At 70.6% G+C, this 15,003-nt stretch carries 14 protein-coding genes; 12 read left to right on the top strand and 2 right to left on the bottom strand.

The annotated features are described in order from the left end of the window. Together ACFFNX_RS34490 and ACFFNX_RS34485 are read right to left on the bottom strand one after the other, a co-directional pair. Positions 1-415: M20 family metallopeptidase (locus ACFFNX_RS34490; RefSeq protein WP_378210105.1), on the bottom strand; the 415-nt coding region annotated here is incomplete at its 3' end. Continuing rightward, positions 412-1,350 carry a methionyl-tRNA formyltransferase gene (locus ACFFNX_RS34485; RefSeq protein ID WP_378210104.1) on the bottom strand — a complete coding sequence of 313 codons (939 nt, stop codon included), beginning with the start codon at positions 1,348-1,350 and terminating at the stop codon, positions 412-414. The genes ACFFNX_RS34485 and ACFFNX_RS34490, both read right to left, overlap by 4 nt. Positions 1,351-1,444: 94 nt before the next feature. Here ACFFNX_RS34485 and ACFFNX_RS34480 point away from each other — a divergent pair, with 94 nt between their 5' ends. The 12 genes from ACFFNX_RS34480 to ACFFNX_RS34425 all read left to right on the top strand — a co-directional run bounded on the left by ACFFNX_RS34480 (position 1,445) and on the right by ACFFNX_RS34425 (position 14,592). Continuing rightward, positions 1,445-2,725 carry a lysine N(6)-hydroxylase/L-ornithine N(5)-oxygenase family protein gene (locus tag ACFFNX_RS34480; RefSeq protein ID WP_378210103.1) on the top strand — a complete coding sequence of 427 codons (1,281 nt, stop codon included), beginning with the start codon at positions 1,445-1,447 and terminating at the stop codon, positions 2,723-2,725. A gap of 84 nt (positions 2,726-2,809) precedes the next feature. Beyond that, a complete protein-coding gene (locus tag ACFFNX_RS34475) occupies positions 2,810-3,757 on the top strand; it encodes a LysR family transcriptional regulator (protein ID WP_378210102.1) in 948 nt (315 codons plus the stop codon). Positions 3,758-3,859: 102 nt separating this feature from the next. Further along, positions 3,860-5,026, top strand: coding sequence for an NAD-dependent formate dehydrogenase (locus tag ACFFNX_RS34470; RefSeq protein ID WP_378210101.1), 1,167 nt, complete (start codon positions 3,860-3,862; stop codon positions 5,024-5,026). A gap of 154 nt (positions 5,027-5,180) precedes the next feature. Then, a complete protein-coding gene (locus ACFFNX_RS34465) occupies positions 5,181-6,509 on the top strand; it encodes a serine/threonine-protein kinase (RefSeq protein ID WP_378210100.1) in 1,329 nt (442 codons plus the stop codon). Next, complete coding sequence (locus tag ACFFNX_RS34460; protein WP_378210099.1) at positions 6,461-6,994, top strand: hypothetical protein; 534 nt, start codon at positions 6,461-6,463, stop codon at positions 6,992-6,994. The genes ACFFNX_RS34465 and ACFFNX_RS34460 overlap by 49 nt, the downstream gene beginning before the upstream one ends. A 417-nt stretch (positions 6,995-7,411) precedes the next feature. Further along, positions 7,412-8,446, top strand: a complete 1,035-nt coding sequence (locus ACFFNX_RS34455) for an NAD-dependent epimerase/dehydratase family protein (protein ID WP_378210098.1) — start codon at positions 7,412-7,414, stop codon at positions 8,444-8,446. 176 nt (positions 8,447-8,622) lie between these two features. Then, positions 8,623-9,468 carry a UbiA prenyltransferase family protein gene (locus ACFFNX_RS34450; protein ID WP_378210097.1) on the top strand — a complete coding sequence of 282 codons (846 nt, stop codon included), beginning with the start codon at positions 8,623-8,625 and terminating at the stop codon, positions 9,466-9,468. A gap of 8 nt (positions 9,469-9,476) precedes the next feature. Continuing rightward, on the top strand, positions 9,477-10,505 hold the full coding sequence (locus tag ACFFNX_RS34445; RefSeq protein WP_378210096.1) for a glycosyltransferase family 2 protein: 1,029 nt from the start codon (positions 9,477-9,479) through the stop codon (positions 10,503-10,505). Then, positions 10,498-11,562, top strand: coding sequence for an endonuclease/exonuclease/phosphatase family protein (locus tag ACFFNX_RS34440; RefSeq protein ID WP_378210095.1), 1,065 nt, complete (start codon positions 10,498-10,500; stop codon positions 11,560-11,562). The genes ACFFNX_RS34445 and ACFFNX_RS34440 overlap by 8 nt, the downstream gene beginning before the upstream one ends. Then, positions 11,559-12,500, top strand: coding sequence for a lysylphosphatidylglycerol synthase domain-containing protein (locus ACFFNX_RS34435; protein ID WP_378210094.1), 942 nt, complete (start codon positions 11,559-11,561; stop codon positions 12,498-12,500). The genes ACFFNX_RS34440 and ACFFNX_RS34435 overlap by 4 nt, the downstream gene beginning before the upstream one ends. Then, positions 12,497-13,648 (top strand): glycosyltransferase family 4 protein, encoded by a 1,152-nt coding sequence (locus ACFFNX_RS34430; protein WP_378210093.1) that lies wholly within the window; start codon positions 12,497-12,499, stop codon positions 13,646-13,648. The genes ACFFNX_RS34435 and ACFFNX_RS34430 overlap by 4 nt, the downstream gene beginning before the upstream one ends. Then, positions 13,645-14,592 carry an aldo/keto reductase gene (locus ACFFNX_RS34425; RefSeq protein WP_378210092.1) on the top strand — a complete coding sequence of 316 codons (948 nt, stop codon included), beginning with the start codon at positions 13,645-13,647 and terminating at the stop codon, positions 14,590-14,592. Before ACFFNX_RS34430 ends, ACFFNX_RS34425 begins: the two co-directional genes overlap by 4 nt. The last annotated feature ends 411 nt before the right edge of the window (positions 14,593-15,003 follow it).

Below are 15,003 nucleotides of genomic sequence, written 5' to 3'. Positions count from 1 at the left end.
CATCGCGCAGCCCGGCGACGGCAGTCAGGGCCGCGGCGAGGCCGCCGCCCATGTCGCACGCGCCGCGGCCGTACATCCGGTCGCCGACGACCCGGCCGCCGAACGGGTCGCCGGTCCAGGCGAACGGCTCGCCAGGAGGGACCACGTCGACGTGCGCGTTGAACATCAGCGATGCTCCGCCGCCGGTGCCCGGCAGCCGCCCGACCAGCCCCCACGCCTCGGCGCGGGCGACCTCGACGCCGGGGAAGTCCGGGCGTGCGGTCAGCGCGCCGAGGTCGATGGGCCAGTGGTCGACCTCCAGCCCCGCGTCGCGCATCCAGCCCGCGAGGTGTTCCTGGATCCGTACCTCGGCCGGAGAACCACCGACGCTCGGGATGCGGACGAGATCCGCGAGCAGGGCGGTGGGGTCGTTCACGTGAGGTAGCCGCCCATGGTGTGGAAGTACTCGGTGGCGGGCAGGTCGGTGCCGTCGTCCGTGCGGACCCGTTCGATCCGCAGGCCGTGGCTGCGGCCCCGGCGCGCCTCGGCGCCGGCGACGATGACGACACCGTCGCCCTCGCGGATGAAGACCCGGCCGGGCGTGCCGCCGTAGACGCCCTCGGAGACCGACGCCTTGATGACCCGGACGCGCTCGCCCCGGTAATGGGTGAACGCGTTGGGGTACGGGTCGGACTGGGCCCGTACGAGGCGGTCGAGGTCCTCGGCCGGCCAGGTCCAGTCGATGCGGCTGTCCTCCTCGGCCCGCTTGTGGAAGAAGCTGGCCTGGGAGCGGTCCTGCTTCGCCCAGTCGGTCCGGCCGGACGCGATGAGCTCCAGCCCGTCCACGGTGATCGGGCCGAACAGCTCCAGCGTCTTGTGGAACAGGTCCGTCGCGGTGTCGCGGTCCCCGACCGGGACGGCCCGCTGCAACACGATGTCGCCCGCGTCGAGATCCTCGTTCATCATGTGCGCGGTCACCCCCACCTCCTTCTCGCCGTTGATCAGCGCCCAGATCAGCGGGGAGAAACCCGCGTACTTGGGGAGCAGCGCGTCGTGCACGTTCAGTGTGCCGTGGCGGGGGAGGTCGAAGATCTGCGGCGGGATCCAGGTGCGCCAGTTGGTGGCGACGATCACATCGGGGTCGGCGTTCTTCAACTGGGTGAGGAGGTCCTCGTCGTCGGGCCGGTCCCGGATGAGGACGGGGACGTCGTGCTCGGCGGCGAGGTCGGCGACCGAGTCGCTCCAGATGCGCTCATACGCGTGGTCGCTCTTGGGGTGCGTGACGACGAGGACCACCTCGTGGTCGGAGTCGAGCAGCGCCTGGAGCGTGCGATGTCCCCAGGTCTGGTAGCCGAACATCACGACCCGCATGGGCGTCCTCCTCTGGACGGGAAATGTAGGTAAGCCTTACCTTCATTAGGCTCGCCTAACCTACCTGCCTGCCTGGCTGCGCGAAAGGGTCTCCATGTCCAGCACCGTTGAGCACGTCCATGATCTGGTGGGTATCGGCTTCGGCCCGTCCAACCTCTCCCTCGCCATCGCGCTCCGGGAACAGGGGACGGGACTCGACTCGGTCTTCCTGGAGAAACAGCCGGCCTTCGGCTGGCATCGCGGTTCGCTCATCGCGGGGACGACGATGCAAGTGTCCTTCCTCAAGGACCTCGTGACGATGCGCGACCCCTCCAGCCGGTACAGCTTCCTCAACTACCTGCGGGACCGCGGCAGGCTGGTCGACTTCATCAACCACAAGACGATGTTCCCCTCGCGGGTGGAGTTCCACGACTACCTCGAGTGGGCCGCGGCCGACTTCGGCGACCAGGTGGAGTACGGCGCCGAGGTCGTCACGGTCCGCCCGGTCGTCCAGGACGGGCAGGTCGTCGCCGGTGAGGTCGTCGTACGGGACTCCGCGGGCGACCTCGTCACCCGGCGGGCGCGCAACCTCGTCATCGCCACCGGCCTGGAGCCGGTGCTGCCGCCCTCGGTCACCCTCGGCGAGCGCGTCTGGCACAGCTCCGAGCTCCTGCGCCGCATCCCGTCGCTGAACGCCCCGAAACGGCTGATCGTCCTGGGCGCCGGGCAGAGCGGAGCCGAGGTCACCGACCATCTGCACCAGACGTTCCCCGACACGCAGGTGTGCGCGGTCTTCACCAAGTACGGCTACACGCCCGCCGACGACAGCCCCTTCGCCAACCGCATCTTCGACCCGGCGGCGGTCGACCACTTCCACTCCGCTCCCGATGAGGTGAAGCGGATGCTGCTGGACTACCACGGGTCGACCAACTACTCGGTCGTCGACCTGGAGCTCATCGAGGAGCTGTACCGGCGCGCGTACCAGGAGAAGGTCAACGGAGTCGAGCGCCTGCGCATCCTGGGCGCCTCACGGCTGGTGGACCTCACCGAGCACCCCGGCGGCGTACGCGCGGTGGTGGAGTTCCTGCCGACCGGCGAACACACCGTTCTGGAGGCCGACGCGATCGTCTGCGCCACCGGCTACCGAAGCCGCGACCCGTTGACGCTCCTCGGCGAACTCGGCGAACACTGCCTGCGACTGCCCGACGGCAAGCCCGCGGTCGACCGCGACTACCGCGTCGCCGCCCCCGCCGACGTGCGCTGCGGCATCTACCTCCAGGGCGCCACCGAGCACACCCACGGCCTCAGCTCCACCCTCCTGTCCAACACGGCGATCCGCGCGGGCGAGATCACCCGATCTCTCCTGGCGGCCGTGGAGCCGAACCAGAAGGTGTAGGCACCGGAAACCGGCCGTACCGGCGATCGTCACCGGAGTCCATCGGTTGCCGGACGCCGAGCGGGTCGATGACGATGGTCTGTCATGTTGCTGCGTCAGTTGGAGTACCTGGTCGCGCTGGCCCGTGAGCAGCACTTCGCGAGGGCCGCGGACGCCTGTCACGTGTCGCAGCCGTCATTGTCGGCCGCGATTCGTAAGCTCGAGCGGGAACTGGACGTGCCGATCGTGCAGCGGGGACGGCGTTTCGAGGGCCTGACTCCGGAGGGGGAGCGGGTGCTGGTGTGGGCGCACCGCATCCTGGCCGAGCGCGATGCCCTCACCCAGGACCTGTCGGCGATGCGCGGCGGGCTGACCGGGACGCTGCGGCTGGGCGTCATCCCGACGGCGCTCACCGCGGCGTCGCTGCTGACGACGCCGTTCTGCGAGCGGCACCCGCAGGCGCGGGTTCGGCTGGAGTCGCTGTCCTCGCGGGAGATCTCGCATCGCCTGACCGAGTTCGAACTCGACGCCGCGATGACCTATCTGGACGACGACGAACTGCTGCACGCGCGTAAGACTCCGCTGTATGAGGAGCGTTATCTCCTGCTGACTCCGGTCGACGGCGAATCGGCTTCGCGAACGGAGGCACGCTGGAGGGATATCGCCGATTTGCCGTTGTGCCTGCTCACTCCGGATATGCGCAATCGCCGCATCATGGATGAGTTCTTCGCGGACGACGGGGTGACCGTGCTGCCTGCGGTGGAGACCGACACCGTCGCCGGACTGTACGTGCACCTGATGAGCCGGCGCTGGTCGAGCGTCATCTCCCACGCCTGGCTGCACATGTTCGGGGTGCCGGAGGGCATGCGCGTCGTGCCGATGGCGCGCCCGAAGCGCGGCCCGCGCATCGGGCTGGTCATCGCCGACCGCAGCCCGGTCTCGATGCAGGCCCGGGCTCTTCTCCAACTGGCGGGGGAGATGAGCGTGGGCGATGCGCTGGACGCGTTGCTGAAGACCTATCTTTCTCCGCCGCCGGTGAATTCCCCGCACTGATAGACACGCGCTATCGCGTCATAGTGAGTTTCGCTTTGACGGCCTATACGGCGGCGAGGAAAGTCGATGGCAGCTGGCGGAAAAAGGCGAAGGAGTCCGCTCATGGCCAAGGTGCTGTGCGTCCTGTACGACGACCCCGTCGACGGCTACCCGACCTCGTACCCACGAAACGACCTGCCGCGCATCGATCACTACCCGGGTGGGCAGACGGTCCCGTCCCCGCGCGCCGTCGACTTCACGCCCGGTCACCTGCTCGGCAGCGTCTCCGGTGAGCTGGGGCTGCGGCCCTTCCTCGAGAGCGGCGGCCACACGTTCGTCGTCACCTCCGACAAGGACGGCGCGGACTCGACGTTCGAACGCGAGCTGCCGGACGCCGACGTCGTCATCTCCCAGCCGTTCTGGCCCGCCTACCTGACCGCCGAACGGATCGCCAAGGCACGGAACCTCAAGCTGGCGATCACCGCGGGCATCGGCTCGGACCACGTGGACCTCGACGCGGCGCTCGCTCGCGACATCACCGTCGCCGAGGTGACCTTCTCCAACAGCATCAGCGTCGCCGAGCACGTCGTGATGATGACGCTGTCGCTGGTCCGTAACTACCTGCCCTCGCACCAGTGGGTCCTCGACGGCGGCTGGAACATCGCCGACTGTGTGAGCCGCTCCTACGACATCGAGGGCATGCAGGTGGGCACCGTGGCCGCCGGCCGCATCGGCCTGGCCGTCCTGCGCCGGCTCAAGCCGTTCGACGTGGGCCTCCACTACACCGACCGGCACCGGCTCCCGGAGTCCGTGGAGGAGGAACTCGGCCTCACCTTCCACGAGAGCGCGGCCGACATGGTGCCCCACTGCGACGTCGTCACGATCAACGCGCCGCTGCATCCGGAGACCGAGGGACTGTTCGACGACGAGCTGATCGGCACCATGAAACGAGGCGCCTACCTGATCAACACCGCCCGCGCCAGGATCTGCGACCGCGACGCCGTCGACCGCGCACTGCGCGACGGCCACCTGGCCGGCTACGCCGGAGACGTCTGGTTCCCCCAGCCCGCCCCGCCCGACCACCCGTGGCGGACCATGCCGCACCAGGGCATGACCCCGCACATCTCCGGCTCGTCGCTGTCCGCCCAGGCCCGGTACGCGGCCGGGACCCGCGAGATCCTCGAAGCCTGGCTCACCGGCACACCCATCCGAGAGGAGTATCTGATCGTCGACGGAGGCCACCTGGCCGGCGCCGGCGCGCACTCGTACTCCACCACGCCCCCCAAGTGACCGGCGGCTGACGGCGGCTGGGACGAGACCACCCGCCGCAGAGCTCCCCGACCGAACCGGCGGAAGTGAACATCAGCGGCGGATAGCGACTCTTGGGGTGATCGATAGGCTCGCAGGCGTCTGTCCCGTTCCTCTGCGCCGAAGGCAGCCCCCTGTGAATCCGCTGACCCCCGACGATCCGCAGATCATCGATCGCTACCGGCTGGAGGGACGGCTGGGCGAGGGCGGCATGGGCGCGGTCTATCTGGGCCGGTCGCCCGAGGGCGCACCGGTCGCGGTCAAGGTCATCCGCCGTGAGCTGGCGATCGACCCCGGGTTCCGGGCCCGGTTCGCCGGCGAGATCGCCAACGCGCGGCGGGTGGCCTCGTTCTGTACGGCGAAGGTGCTGGCCCACGGCGAGTCGGACGGCCGGCCGTACCTGGTGACCCAGTTCATCGAGGGCCCGTCGCTGTCGGACTACATCGCCGAGCACGGTGCGCTGCCCGCCGAGCCGCTGCGCGCGCTGGCCGCCGGGATCGCCACCGCGCTGGCCGCCATCCACACGGCCAAGCTGGTGCACCGGGACCTGAAGCCCGCCAATGTGATCCTCTCGGCCGGCGGGCCCCGGGTCATCGACTTCGGCATCGCCCGGGCCCTCGACAGCGACACCAAGCACACCCAGACCGGTTTCATCGTCGGCAGCCCCGGCTGGATCCCGCCCGAGCAGGTCTTCGAGAACCAGGTCGGTACGGCCGGGGACGTGTTCACCTGGGGCACCCTCATCGCCTACGCCGCCACTGGCCGCCACCCGTACGGGGAGGGCACTCTGATGGTGCTCGCCGTCCGGGCCCACCAGGGCGAGCACGACCTGACGGGCATACCCGACGACCTGCGCCCACTGGTCATAGCCGCGCTGGACGCGGACCCGGCGCGGCGGCCCGGCACCGAGCAGTTGCTCGTCGACCTCATCGGCGAGACCGACCCGGAGACCGCGGTCAGCCAGATGGTCGGTTCCCAGTGGGCGTCCAAGCTGCCGCCGCAGACGTTCGTCTCCCCACTGCCACCGGGCACGCCGCCGACCGCTGAGAGCGGGCCGCCGCGAACGGTGCTGGAGAACGGGCCGGGGGCGGGCATGCCGACGCCCGGTGTTCCGACCCGGTACGCCGCGTCCGGCCACACCCCGCCGACGGCCCAACCGCCCGGGTTCCCCTATCCGGCAGCGCCGATGGGGGCGGCCGCCGCACCGGGACGGCCCCCGCAGGGCCGCCGCGAGGGACGGTCGAGCCTCGTCTTGGTCGGCGGGCCGGTGGCGATCGTGGTGGTCGCGTTGATCGCATTGCTCGGCGTGGTGTTCTCCACCAACGACGACCATCGGCACCATGCCATGCCACCGGCCACGGCGGCCTCGCCGAGCCCCGCCCCGACGGCCAAGACCGTCTCGGATCTGTCCGGGATGTGCAGGAAGGTCGGCACGGCGGTGCCGTCCCACGCTCGATCACGCTGAAGGACAAGGACTCCTCGGCCGACCATCAGCGCTGCAGGTGGGAGGACATCAACACCGCGACCGGCCGCTACCTCACGCTGGACATCAACACCGGCAGCGGCTCCGGGGACGCCGCTGCCGTCGCCGACGCCGGCACCCAGTTCTCCGCCGACGAGAAGAACCTCGAGAACCCCAGGTTCCACAGCAGCGCGGAGACCGTGTCCGGCCTCGGCGACAAGGCCCTGGCCGCACGCACCACCGACTACGTCGACATGAAGGTGGTACACGGTCACCCCGTGCAGCACCCGAAGAGGTACTACATAGCGGGGGCCGAGGTCGTGGTCATGGTCCGCAACGTGGTCATCGACATCGAGTGGAGTGGAGCGGACTATCCGTCCTCGGTCCGCGGCTCCAGTGCCCTGCGCGGCACCAACTTCACCTATGCCAGGACCAAGGCGGAGGCAGTCACCCTCGCCCAGGAGGTCATCCAACAGCTCCCGGCCTGACCCCCGGTGACGACGGCACCACGCACGAGCTGCCGGAGACCGAGCCGCACCGCTACCACCGCAGGACACCCCGCACGGTCGGGGCGTGGGGCGGCTCTGGCGGCGGGACACTACCGAACCGCTGTGAACCGGCGGCCATGGTCGCGCGATACGGCGGTGCCGCTCGGCTCGTGAAGCACAGATATATCGGCGGCGGCCTGCCCCGAAAAGTCAATTGTCTTCTCGAAACATCGGTGCGGTCGGAGAAAACTAAGCTTCACCTTGATGTAACTATCGGCCGTCAACTGCGGAGACTCTGTTAACTCAATTTTACGGATTTCTACCGACCGGTAGCAGGGTTGACAGCGGAGCCGTGGCTCGTCTTACTCTGGATCCGCCGGAAACGGGATCAATCACGAAAAAGGTGTAGAGGAAATAATGGTGCAACCGTTAAGCGTTGCCGTCACCGGGTCTTCGGGAATGCTCGGGTCAGCCCTTTTGTCCGCCGGCTGGGACGACGTCGAATGGCTGGGAATCGACATTCGGCCGCCCGTCGGCCCGACGCCGGACGTGTTCCGCCGGATCGACGTACGTGACACCGAGAGCCTTACGGAGGCGTTCCGCGGGATCGAGGTCGTGGTCCACGCCGCGGCCGCTCTGCCGAGTTACAGCGCGAGCGAGATCGCGGCGGTGGACGTACGGGGCACCGAGTCGGTCCTCGCGGCGGCGAAGCGCGCGGGCGTCGGCAGAGTCGTGCACGTCTCCTCGACCGCCGTGTACGGCCTGCCGCGGCTGTGCCCGACACCGGAGGACTACCCCTGCGAACCGGTGGACCCCTACAGCGCCGCCAAGCGCGAGGCCGAGGTCCTGGTCGAACGGGCGCGGCGTGACGGGCTGTGCGCCCCGATCCTGCGGCCGAAGACGTTCCTCGGCGAGAATCGCCTCGGCCTGTTCGCGATGCTGTTCGAGTGGGCCGACGAAGGGCGCGACTTCCCGCTGCTCGGGGGCGGGAGGAACCGCGCGCAGATGCTCGACGTCGCGGACCTTTGCGCGGCCGTACGCGCGGCCTGCACCCTGCCGGACGCCCAGGTCGACGACACGTTCAACATCGGCGCCGACCGGTTCGGCAGCATCGGCGAGGAGTTCCAGGCCGTGCTGGACGCGGCCGGCCGCGGCGGCCGGGTGCGCGCCCTTCCCGTGCTGCCCGCCGTCGCCGCGCTGCGGGTTCTCGCCGCTCTCCGGCTGTCGCCGGTGTACGCACGACTGATCCACAAGCTCACCCGCGATTCCTTCGTCGCCGTCGACAAGGCGGCCGAGCGGCTGGGTTTCGCGCCCGAGTACGGCAACGAGGAGTCGCTGCTGCGCACCTACGCGTGGTGGCGGGAGGCCGGAAGCCGGTCTCGTACCATCGGCCGCACGCACCGCGACGCGTGGCGGCAGGGCGCGCTCCGCCTCGCGAAGGCCTTCTGCTGACCCCGAATTCTTCCCGCACACCGGTCTTCGTCGATTCGCGATCCGGAAACACAGGAACTGATTTCAGGGAGCCCCTCATGGAGAATTCAGTCTGCGCTGAGATCGGTCTGGAGCCGGCCGTCGGGGATATCGTGGTGCCGACGCGATATCCCCGTATCCGCGGAATGCTGCGTCTCATGCGTCCGCGGCAATGGGTCAAGAACGCGCTCGTTTTCGTGGCGCCGCTCGCGCTGGCGCCCGATCGGCTCGCGCACCGCCCGATTCCGATCGTCGCGGCGTTCGCCGCCTTCACCGCCGCCTCTTCGGTCGTCTACATACTCAACGACTGGCTCGACCGTGAGCGCGACCTGTTGCACCCGGAGAAGCGCAACCGCCCGCTCGCCAGCGGAGCCGTGGGCCCGGTGGGCGCCGTGCTGCTGGCCGCGCTCTGCGCGGTGCTCCTGGGCGCCGCTCTGATCCTCCTGCCCCTCGACGCGCGGCTGCTGGTCGGCGCGTACCTCGCCCTGAACCTCGCGTACTGCCTGGGGCTCAAACATCAGCCGCTGGTCGACATCAGCATCGTCGCCGTCGGCTTCGTGCTCCGGGTGGCGGCCGGGTCCGTCGCGGCCGGCGTGCCGCCGGACGCCGACCTGATGATCTGCGTGTACTTCTCCTGCCTGCTGCTCAGCCTGGGCAAGCGCCGACACGAGCTGTCCGCCCACCTCGAGGCGACCGACGCGCACGACCACCGGCCGTCGCTGCGGCAGTACTCCGTCGGCCTACTCGACAGCCTCATGGTCGTCGCGCTGGCGGCGACCGTCGTCGGCTACTTCCTCTTCGTCCGGAGCGACATGACGTTCGGCCATCCGATGATCGCCATGCTGACGTTGCCGTTCGCGGTGTTCGCGGGCGCCCGTTACCTCCAGCTGGTGGTGATCCACGACACCGGCGGCGAACCCGGCCGCGACCTGGCCCGCGACCGCGCCACGCAGGTGAACGCGGTGCTGTGGCTCGGCCTGCTCATCGTCGGCCTGAGCGTCTGAGGCCGCCGGTGAACGTATCGGTGGTGATCCCGAACTACAACTACGCCAAGACCCTCGGCGCCTGCATCGAGGCCGTGCTGGCCCAGACCCACGCGCCCGCGGAGATCGTCGTGGTCGACGACGGCAGCACCGACGGCTCGGTGGAGATCGCCCGGTCCTACGCCTGCACCGTCGTACGGACCGCCAACCGTGGCGTCTCGGCCGCCCGCAACCTCGGCGTCGCCAGGAGCAGCGGGGACGTCGTCTTCTTCGTCGACTCCGACATCGCGCTGCGGCCCGACGCGATCGAGCATGCGGTGCGGATGCTGGCCGACGACCCAGGACTCGGCTTCGTGTGCGGCGTGTACGACGATGAGCCGCTCATCGACGACGGCGTGATCGAGCGGTACAAGGTCCTGCACGGCCACTTCTGGCGCGTACGGGGCGCGGGCCCCGTCCACGCCGCCTTCTTCTCGCTCGGTGCGATCCGGCGCTCGGTCTTCGACGCGGTCGGTCCGCTCGACGAGACGCTCCGCGTCACCGAGGACGTGGAGTACGGCGCCCGGACGGCACAGGTCTCCCGCCTGGAGCTCAGCCCCGCCGTCGTCGGGCGGCACGACGATGACGACCGCCTGTCGGTGCTCCTGCGCAAGCAGTTCCAGCGCTCGGTGCCCCTGGTGGCGCTGTTCGCCGAACGGGGGCGGGGCCGGCCCCGGCTCGGCGAGACCGCCTACCGGCCGGTGGCCGCCGCGGGTGTCGCGCTCGCGGTCGTCTGCCTGCCGCTGGTGTGGTGGTCGGCGGCGCTGGGCGTGGCAGGCGTGGCGGGTCTGGCCGCCTTCGCGGTCGTCGAACGCCGGCTGTTCGGCTTCGCCCATCGTCGGCGCGGCGCCCGTTTCCTGCCGGTCTTCGTCGGCCTGCACCCGCTGATGAGCCTGACCACCGCGGCCGCCGCCGGCGTCGGCGTGTGCCGCTGGCTGGTGTCCGGCCGATTCCGCCGCCTGTACGCGAACAGCGGGACACCCGCGGTGGTCGCACCGGGCGGTGCGTCGGGTGAGTAGCGACACGACCGTCGAGACGACCCCGGCGCCGGCCGCCCCGCGGCCACACCGGCCGGCGTGGCCGGCGCGGGTCGTTCTCGTCCTGGCGTCCGTGTGGACGCTGTTCGTCCTGTTGAACCTCCTGCTTTCCGGACGCTGGTGGCCGTGGCTGGTGTTCTCGCTGGTACCGCCGCTCGCCTACCCGATCGGATGCCTGACCCTGCTGGCCGGAGGGCTCGTGCGCCGGCTGCGTACGAGGGCGTCGGCCGCAGTGTCGCTCGCCGGTCTCGTCCTCGCCCTCCCGCAGGCAGGACTGCTTCCTCAGGCCCTGTGGCACCGGGCGCCGCACACGGGCGAACGCGTGCGCGTCGTGGCCTGGAACACCGAGTACTGGCACCAGGGCGAGGACCCGGGCGCCTTCTACTCCCGGCTGCGCGGTCTCGGCGCCGACGTGTACCTGCTGTCGGAGTACCTGGGCGACGACGGCGGCAGAGTGGTCGCCATCGACGACCGCGCCGCACTGGACCGGGCGTTTCCCGGCTATCACATCGTGATCAAGGGCCAGCTCGTGACGGTGTCCCGGCTCCCCGTCGTCGGCGTGCCGTCGACGACGGACCAGGACCTGCTCCGGGTCGACCTGGCGACGCCGCGCGGCGTGCGGTTCTCCACCTACAACGTGCACGTCCCGGCCCAGCTCGACCCGACGGCGAGCCCGCTGTCCGGCCGCTTCTGGGCGACTCTCCGGCAGCGCGCGCGGGACCGTGCGCACACGTACCGGGCCGTCCGGGGGAGCGCCGGGGCCGACACCTCGCCCGGTGTGATCGCCGGCGACCTCAACACGACCGCGTCAATGGGCGACCTGCGCAAGGCGGCCGGTCTGGGGGCGGACGCCGCGCTCGCCGGCGGGAGCGCCGTCCCGCTGTCGTGGAACGCCCACCACCCGATCCGGCTCTGGCGGCTCGACTGGATGTTCACGCGCGACGGCCTGAGCGCTCGCCACTACCGTCTGCTGGACCCCTGGGGGACCTCCGACCACCGCGTCCAGCTCATGGACGCCGTGGTGGAGGAGCGGTCGTGACGGCCGCGCGGCGCTGGGCTCGCCGTACGGTGACCATCGTGGTGCTGGCCGCCAGCGCGGCCTTCCTCGTCCGCTCGTGCACGTCCGGTTCGGCCGACGTCGCGGGGACCGTGGCGAGGATCGGCCCCTGGCTGCTGGTGGCCGAGGTCCCCCTGCTCGCCGGACTGTGGCTCACCGCGCTGGCCTGGCGCGAGCCGCTGCGGCACCTGTCCGGCCCGCTGAGCCGGGCACAGGCCGTACGTCTGTTCGCCGCGGGCCAGCTCGGAAAATACGTGCCCGGCGTCATGTGGTCGGTCATCCTGCAGGCGCGGCTGGCCGAGGCGACCGGCATCACCACCGCCCAGATCGCGGCGGCGTTCGGCGTCTACGCCGCGGTCTCGATCGTGACCGGCGTGGCGGTCGGCGCCCCGGTGGCGGTGCTGGCCGCCGCCGGACCGCTTCTCGCCGTACTCGGCGCCGTCGCCGCGGGCGCGCTCCTGGCGGCCACGCCGTACGCGGTCACCGCGGCGATCGGCCTGGCGCGCCGGGTGCCCGTCATCGGCCATCGCCTGACCGCCGTCCCCCGTGACACTCTGCGCCGGTCCGTGCTGTTGAACACCGCGTCCTGGCTCGTCTCCGGGGCGCACCTGTGGGTGCTCGCGGTCGCGCTCGGCGCCGGCTGGGAGTCCGCTCTGATCCCCTGCCTGGGCGGGTTCGCGCTCAGCACCGCGCTGGGCAGCCTCGTCGTCGTGGTCCCCGACGGCATCGGGATCCGCGAGTCGGTGCTGGCCCTGGCGCTGACCTCCTGCCTGCCACCAGCCGAGGCGGCGGTCGCCGCGCTGGGCAGCCGCCTGCTGCTGGCCTCGGCCGACGTCATCGCCTTCGCCTACGGCACCTGGGCCGGGCGCCGTGCGCGCCGTCCCCTCGCCGTACGACACACCATCGGAGAGCTGCCGTGAACGACTACGACCTGTGTGTGGCCGTCAACTATTACACGCCCTACGTCAGCGGGCTCACCGAGGTGGCTCGCGTGGTCGCCGAGGGGATGGCCGCGCGGGGCCGGCGCGTCGCCGTCGTCGCCTGCCGCCACGACCCGGCTCTGCCGCCGGTCGAGCGCCTGAACGGCGTCGACGTGTACCGCGTACCGGTGCTCACCACGATCGGGCGGGGCCTGGTCAGCCCGGCCTTCCCCCGCACCGTACGGCGGATCGCCCGCCGCTCGCGCGTCCTCCACCTTCACCTTCCGATGCTGGAGGCGGCGGCGATCGCGGCTCGCTCCCCGGTGCCGGTCGTGTCGACGTACCACATCGACCTGTGGCTGCCGCCGGGGCCGGTCAACCGCGCGGCGATGGCGGCCGCCCGGCGATCGGCGGCGCTCACCCTGCGCTGGAGCGACGCGGTCGTCGTGAACAGCGAGGACCAGGCGGAGCACTCGGAGCTGTGGCGCGTGCTCCGCCGTACCGACCGGCGGGCGATCGCGGCGCCGTGCGCCGACCGCCGTGGCGGCGAGCCCCGCTACCGCGACTCCGGCGGGCTGCACATCGGCTTCCTCGGTCGCATCGTGCCCGACAAGGGTCTGCCGTACCTGCTGGCCGCCTTCGACGGCGTCGAGGACCCCGACGCCCGGCTGCTCATCGGCGGCGACTACACGACCGTCGCGGGCGGCAGCGTCATCGAGGAGATCAGGGCCGCCGCGGACCGCGACCCGCGCATCCGCATCCTCGGCCTGCTCGGAGGCCAGGAGATCGACGACTTCTACCGCTCGATCGACGTCTTCGCGCTGCCATCGGTCGCGGAGTCGTTCGGCATCGTCCAGGCCGAGGCGATGATGTGCGGCATCCCGTCGGTCACCACCGACCTGCCCGGCGGACGCCATCCCGTACGGGCGACCGGACACGGCCGGATCGTCCCGGTCGGCGACCCCGTGGCGCTCCGCGCGGCCCTGCTGGAGACCGCGACGTGGGACGCTGAGCGACGGAAGGCCGGGGCGGCGCGGGCCCGGGAACTGTTCGGGGTGGCCGGGTGCCTCGATCGCTATGCTGCCCTCTTCGACGAACTGACCGGGAGCACCGCCGTACGCTCCCGCGAAATGGAGGCATCCGCATGAGCGCCGTACGCCACGACGCGAGCCGGATGTGCCTGGGCACGATGTACTTCGGCACGACGGTCCCCGAGGACACCGCGCGGCGGTTGCTGGATCGCTACCTCGAACGCGGCGGCCGCCTGATCGACACGGCCAACTGCTACTGCTTCTGGGCCGACGGCGGCACCGGCGAGGAGTCGGAAGAGGTCATCGGCCGCTGGATGGAGGACCGCGGGGTCCGCGAGGAGATCCTGCTGGCCACCAAGGTCGGCTCCCGCCCCGAGCCGCCGGGCTCGCCGTGGCCGGAGTCCGCAGAGGGCCTGCGCCCGAAGGTGATACACGAGCAGTTCGCCCGCAGCGCCGAACGCCTGCGCACCGACCGTTTCGACGTGTATTTCGCCCACGTCGACGACGCGGACACCGAGTTGGAGGAGACCGCGGAGGCGTTCGACGCGCTGGTGAAGGCCGGCTCGGTCGGAATGCTCGGAGCCAGCAACATCAGCCCCGAACGCTTCGCGGCGGCGAGGGAGACGGCGGCGAAGCACGGCTGGGCACCGTACGAGATCATCCAGTTGCGCCACACGTACCTGCTGCCGGACCCGAACGTGGACTATTCGCCCCAGCGCGCGATCGACGGTCCGCTGCTGGAGTACACGGCGGCGCAGGGCGACATCCTGTTGCAGGGATACTCGCCGTTGCTCGGCGGCACGTACACACGGGAGGACCGCGAGCTGGCACCGGAGTACCGCGGCGCGGACAATGCCCGCCGACTGGAGACGGTACGACGGCTGAGCGGGTCGCTCGGCATCACACCGAACCAACTCGTCCTCGCCTGGATGGCGGGTGGCGACCCACCGATCACACCGGTCCTGGGCGTGAGCACGGTCGCCCAACTCGACGAGGCCATGGACGGCGTGACCTACGACCTGCCCCCATCGATCCGCGCGGAACTCGACACGATCCGCTGACCGGAGAACTCCGCCGCGAACCGACCATCGGCCCCAGCCGCGACTGCCAACCCCAAGAGAGAAACCCTCCGACTCCGAAGGCCCGGAGGGTTTCCGATGCCCTAAGGACTCGAATCAGAATGATTCGACGTATTGGTCGATCTTGGTTGCCTTGAGTACGTGGTTGGACGGGGCGTTGTGCTCGTCAGGGTGATTTCGCGCTGCGGGGGGCTGCCGATCCGTTCCGTGGCTGTGTCGGGTGGTGTGTCATCGGTGGTGGTGGCGGCCGTATGTCGTCGCGTGGTCCATCATGTTCCGCAGGTTTTCGGGGGTGTCAGCTGTGCGGCGTCACCGATGGTCTCCACCCAGAGGGTGCCCAGGTATTCCGGCGAGGCCCCGGACAGGAACGTCCGTACGCGCGACCAGGCGCCG

Source organism: Actinoallomurus acaciae (assembly GCF_042429965.1).
Taxonomy (GTDB): Bacteria; Actinomycetota; Actinomycetes; order Streptosporangiales; family Streptosporangiaceae; genus Actinoallomurus; species Actinoallomurus acaciae.
This window is presented reverse-complemented; position numbering and strand designations above follow the sequence as displayed.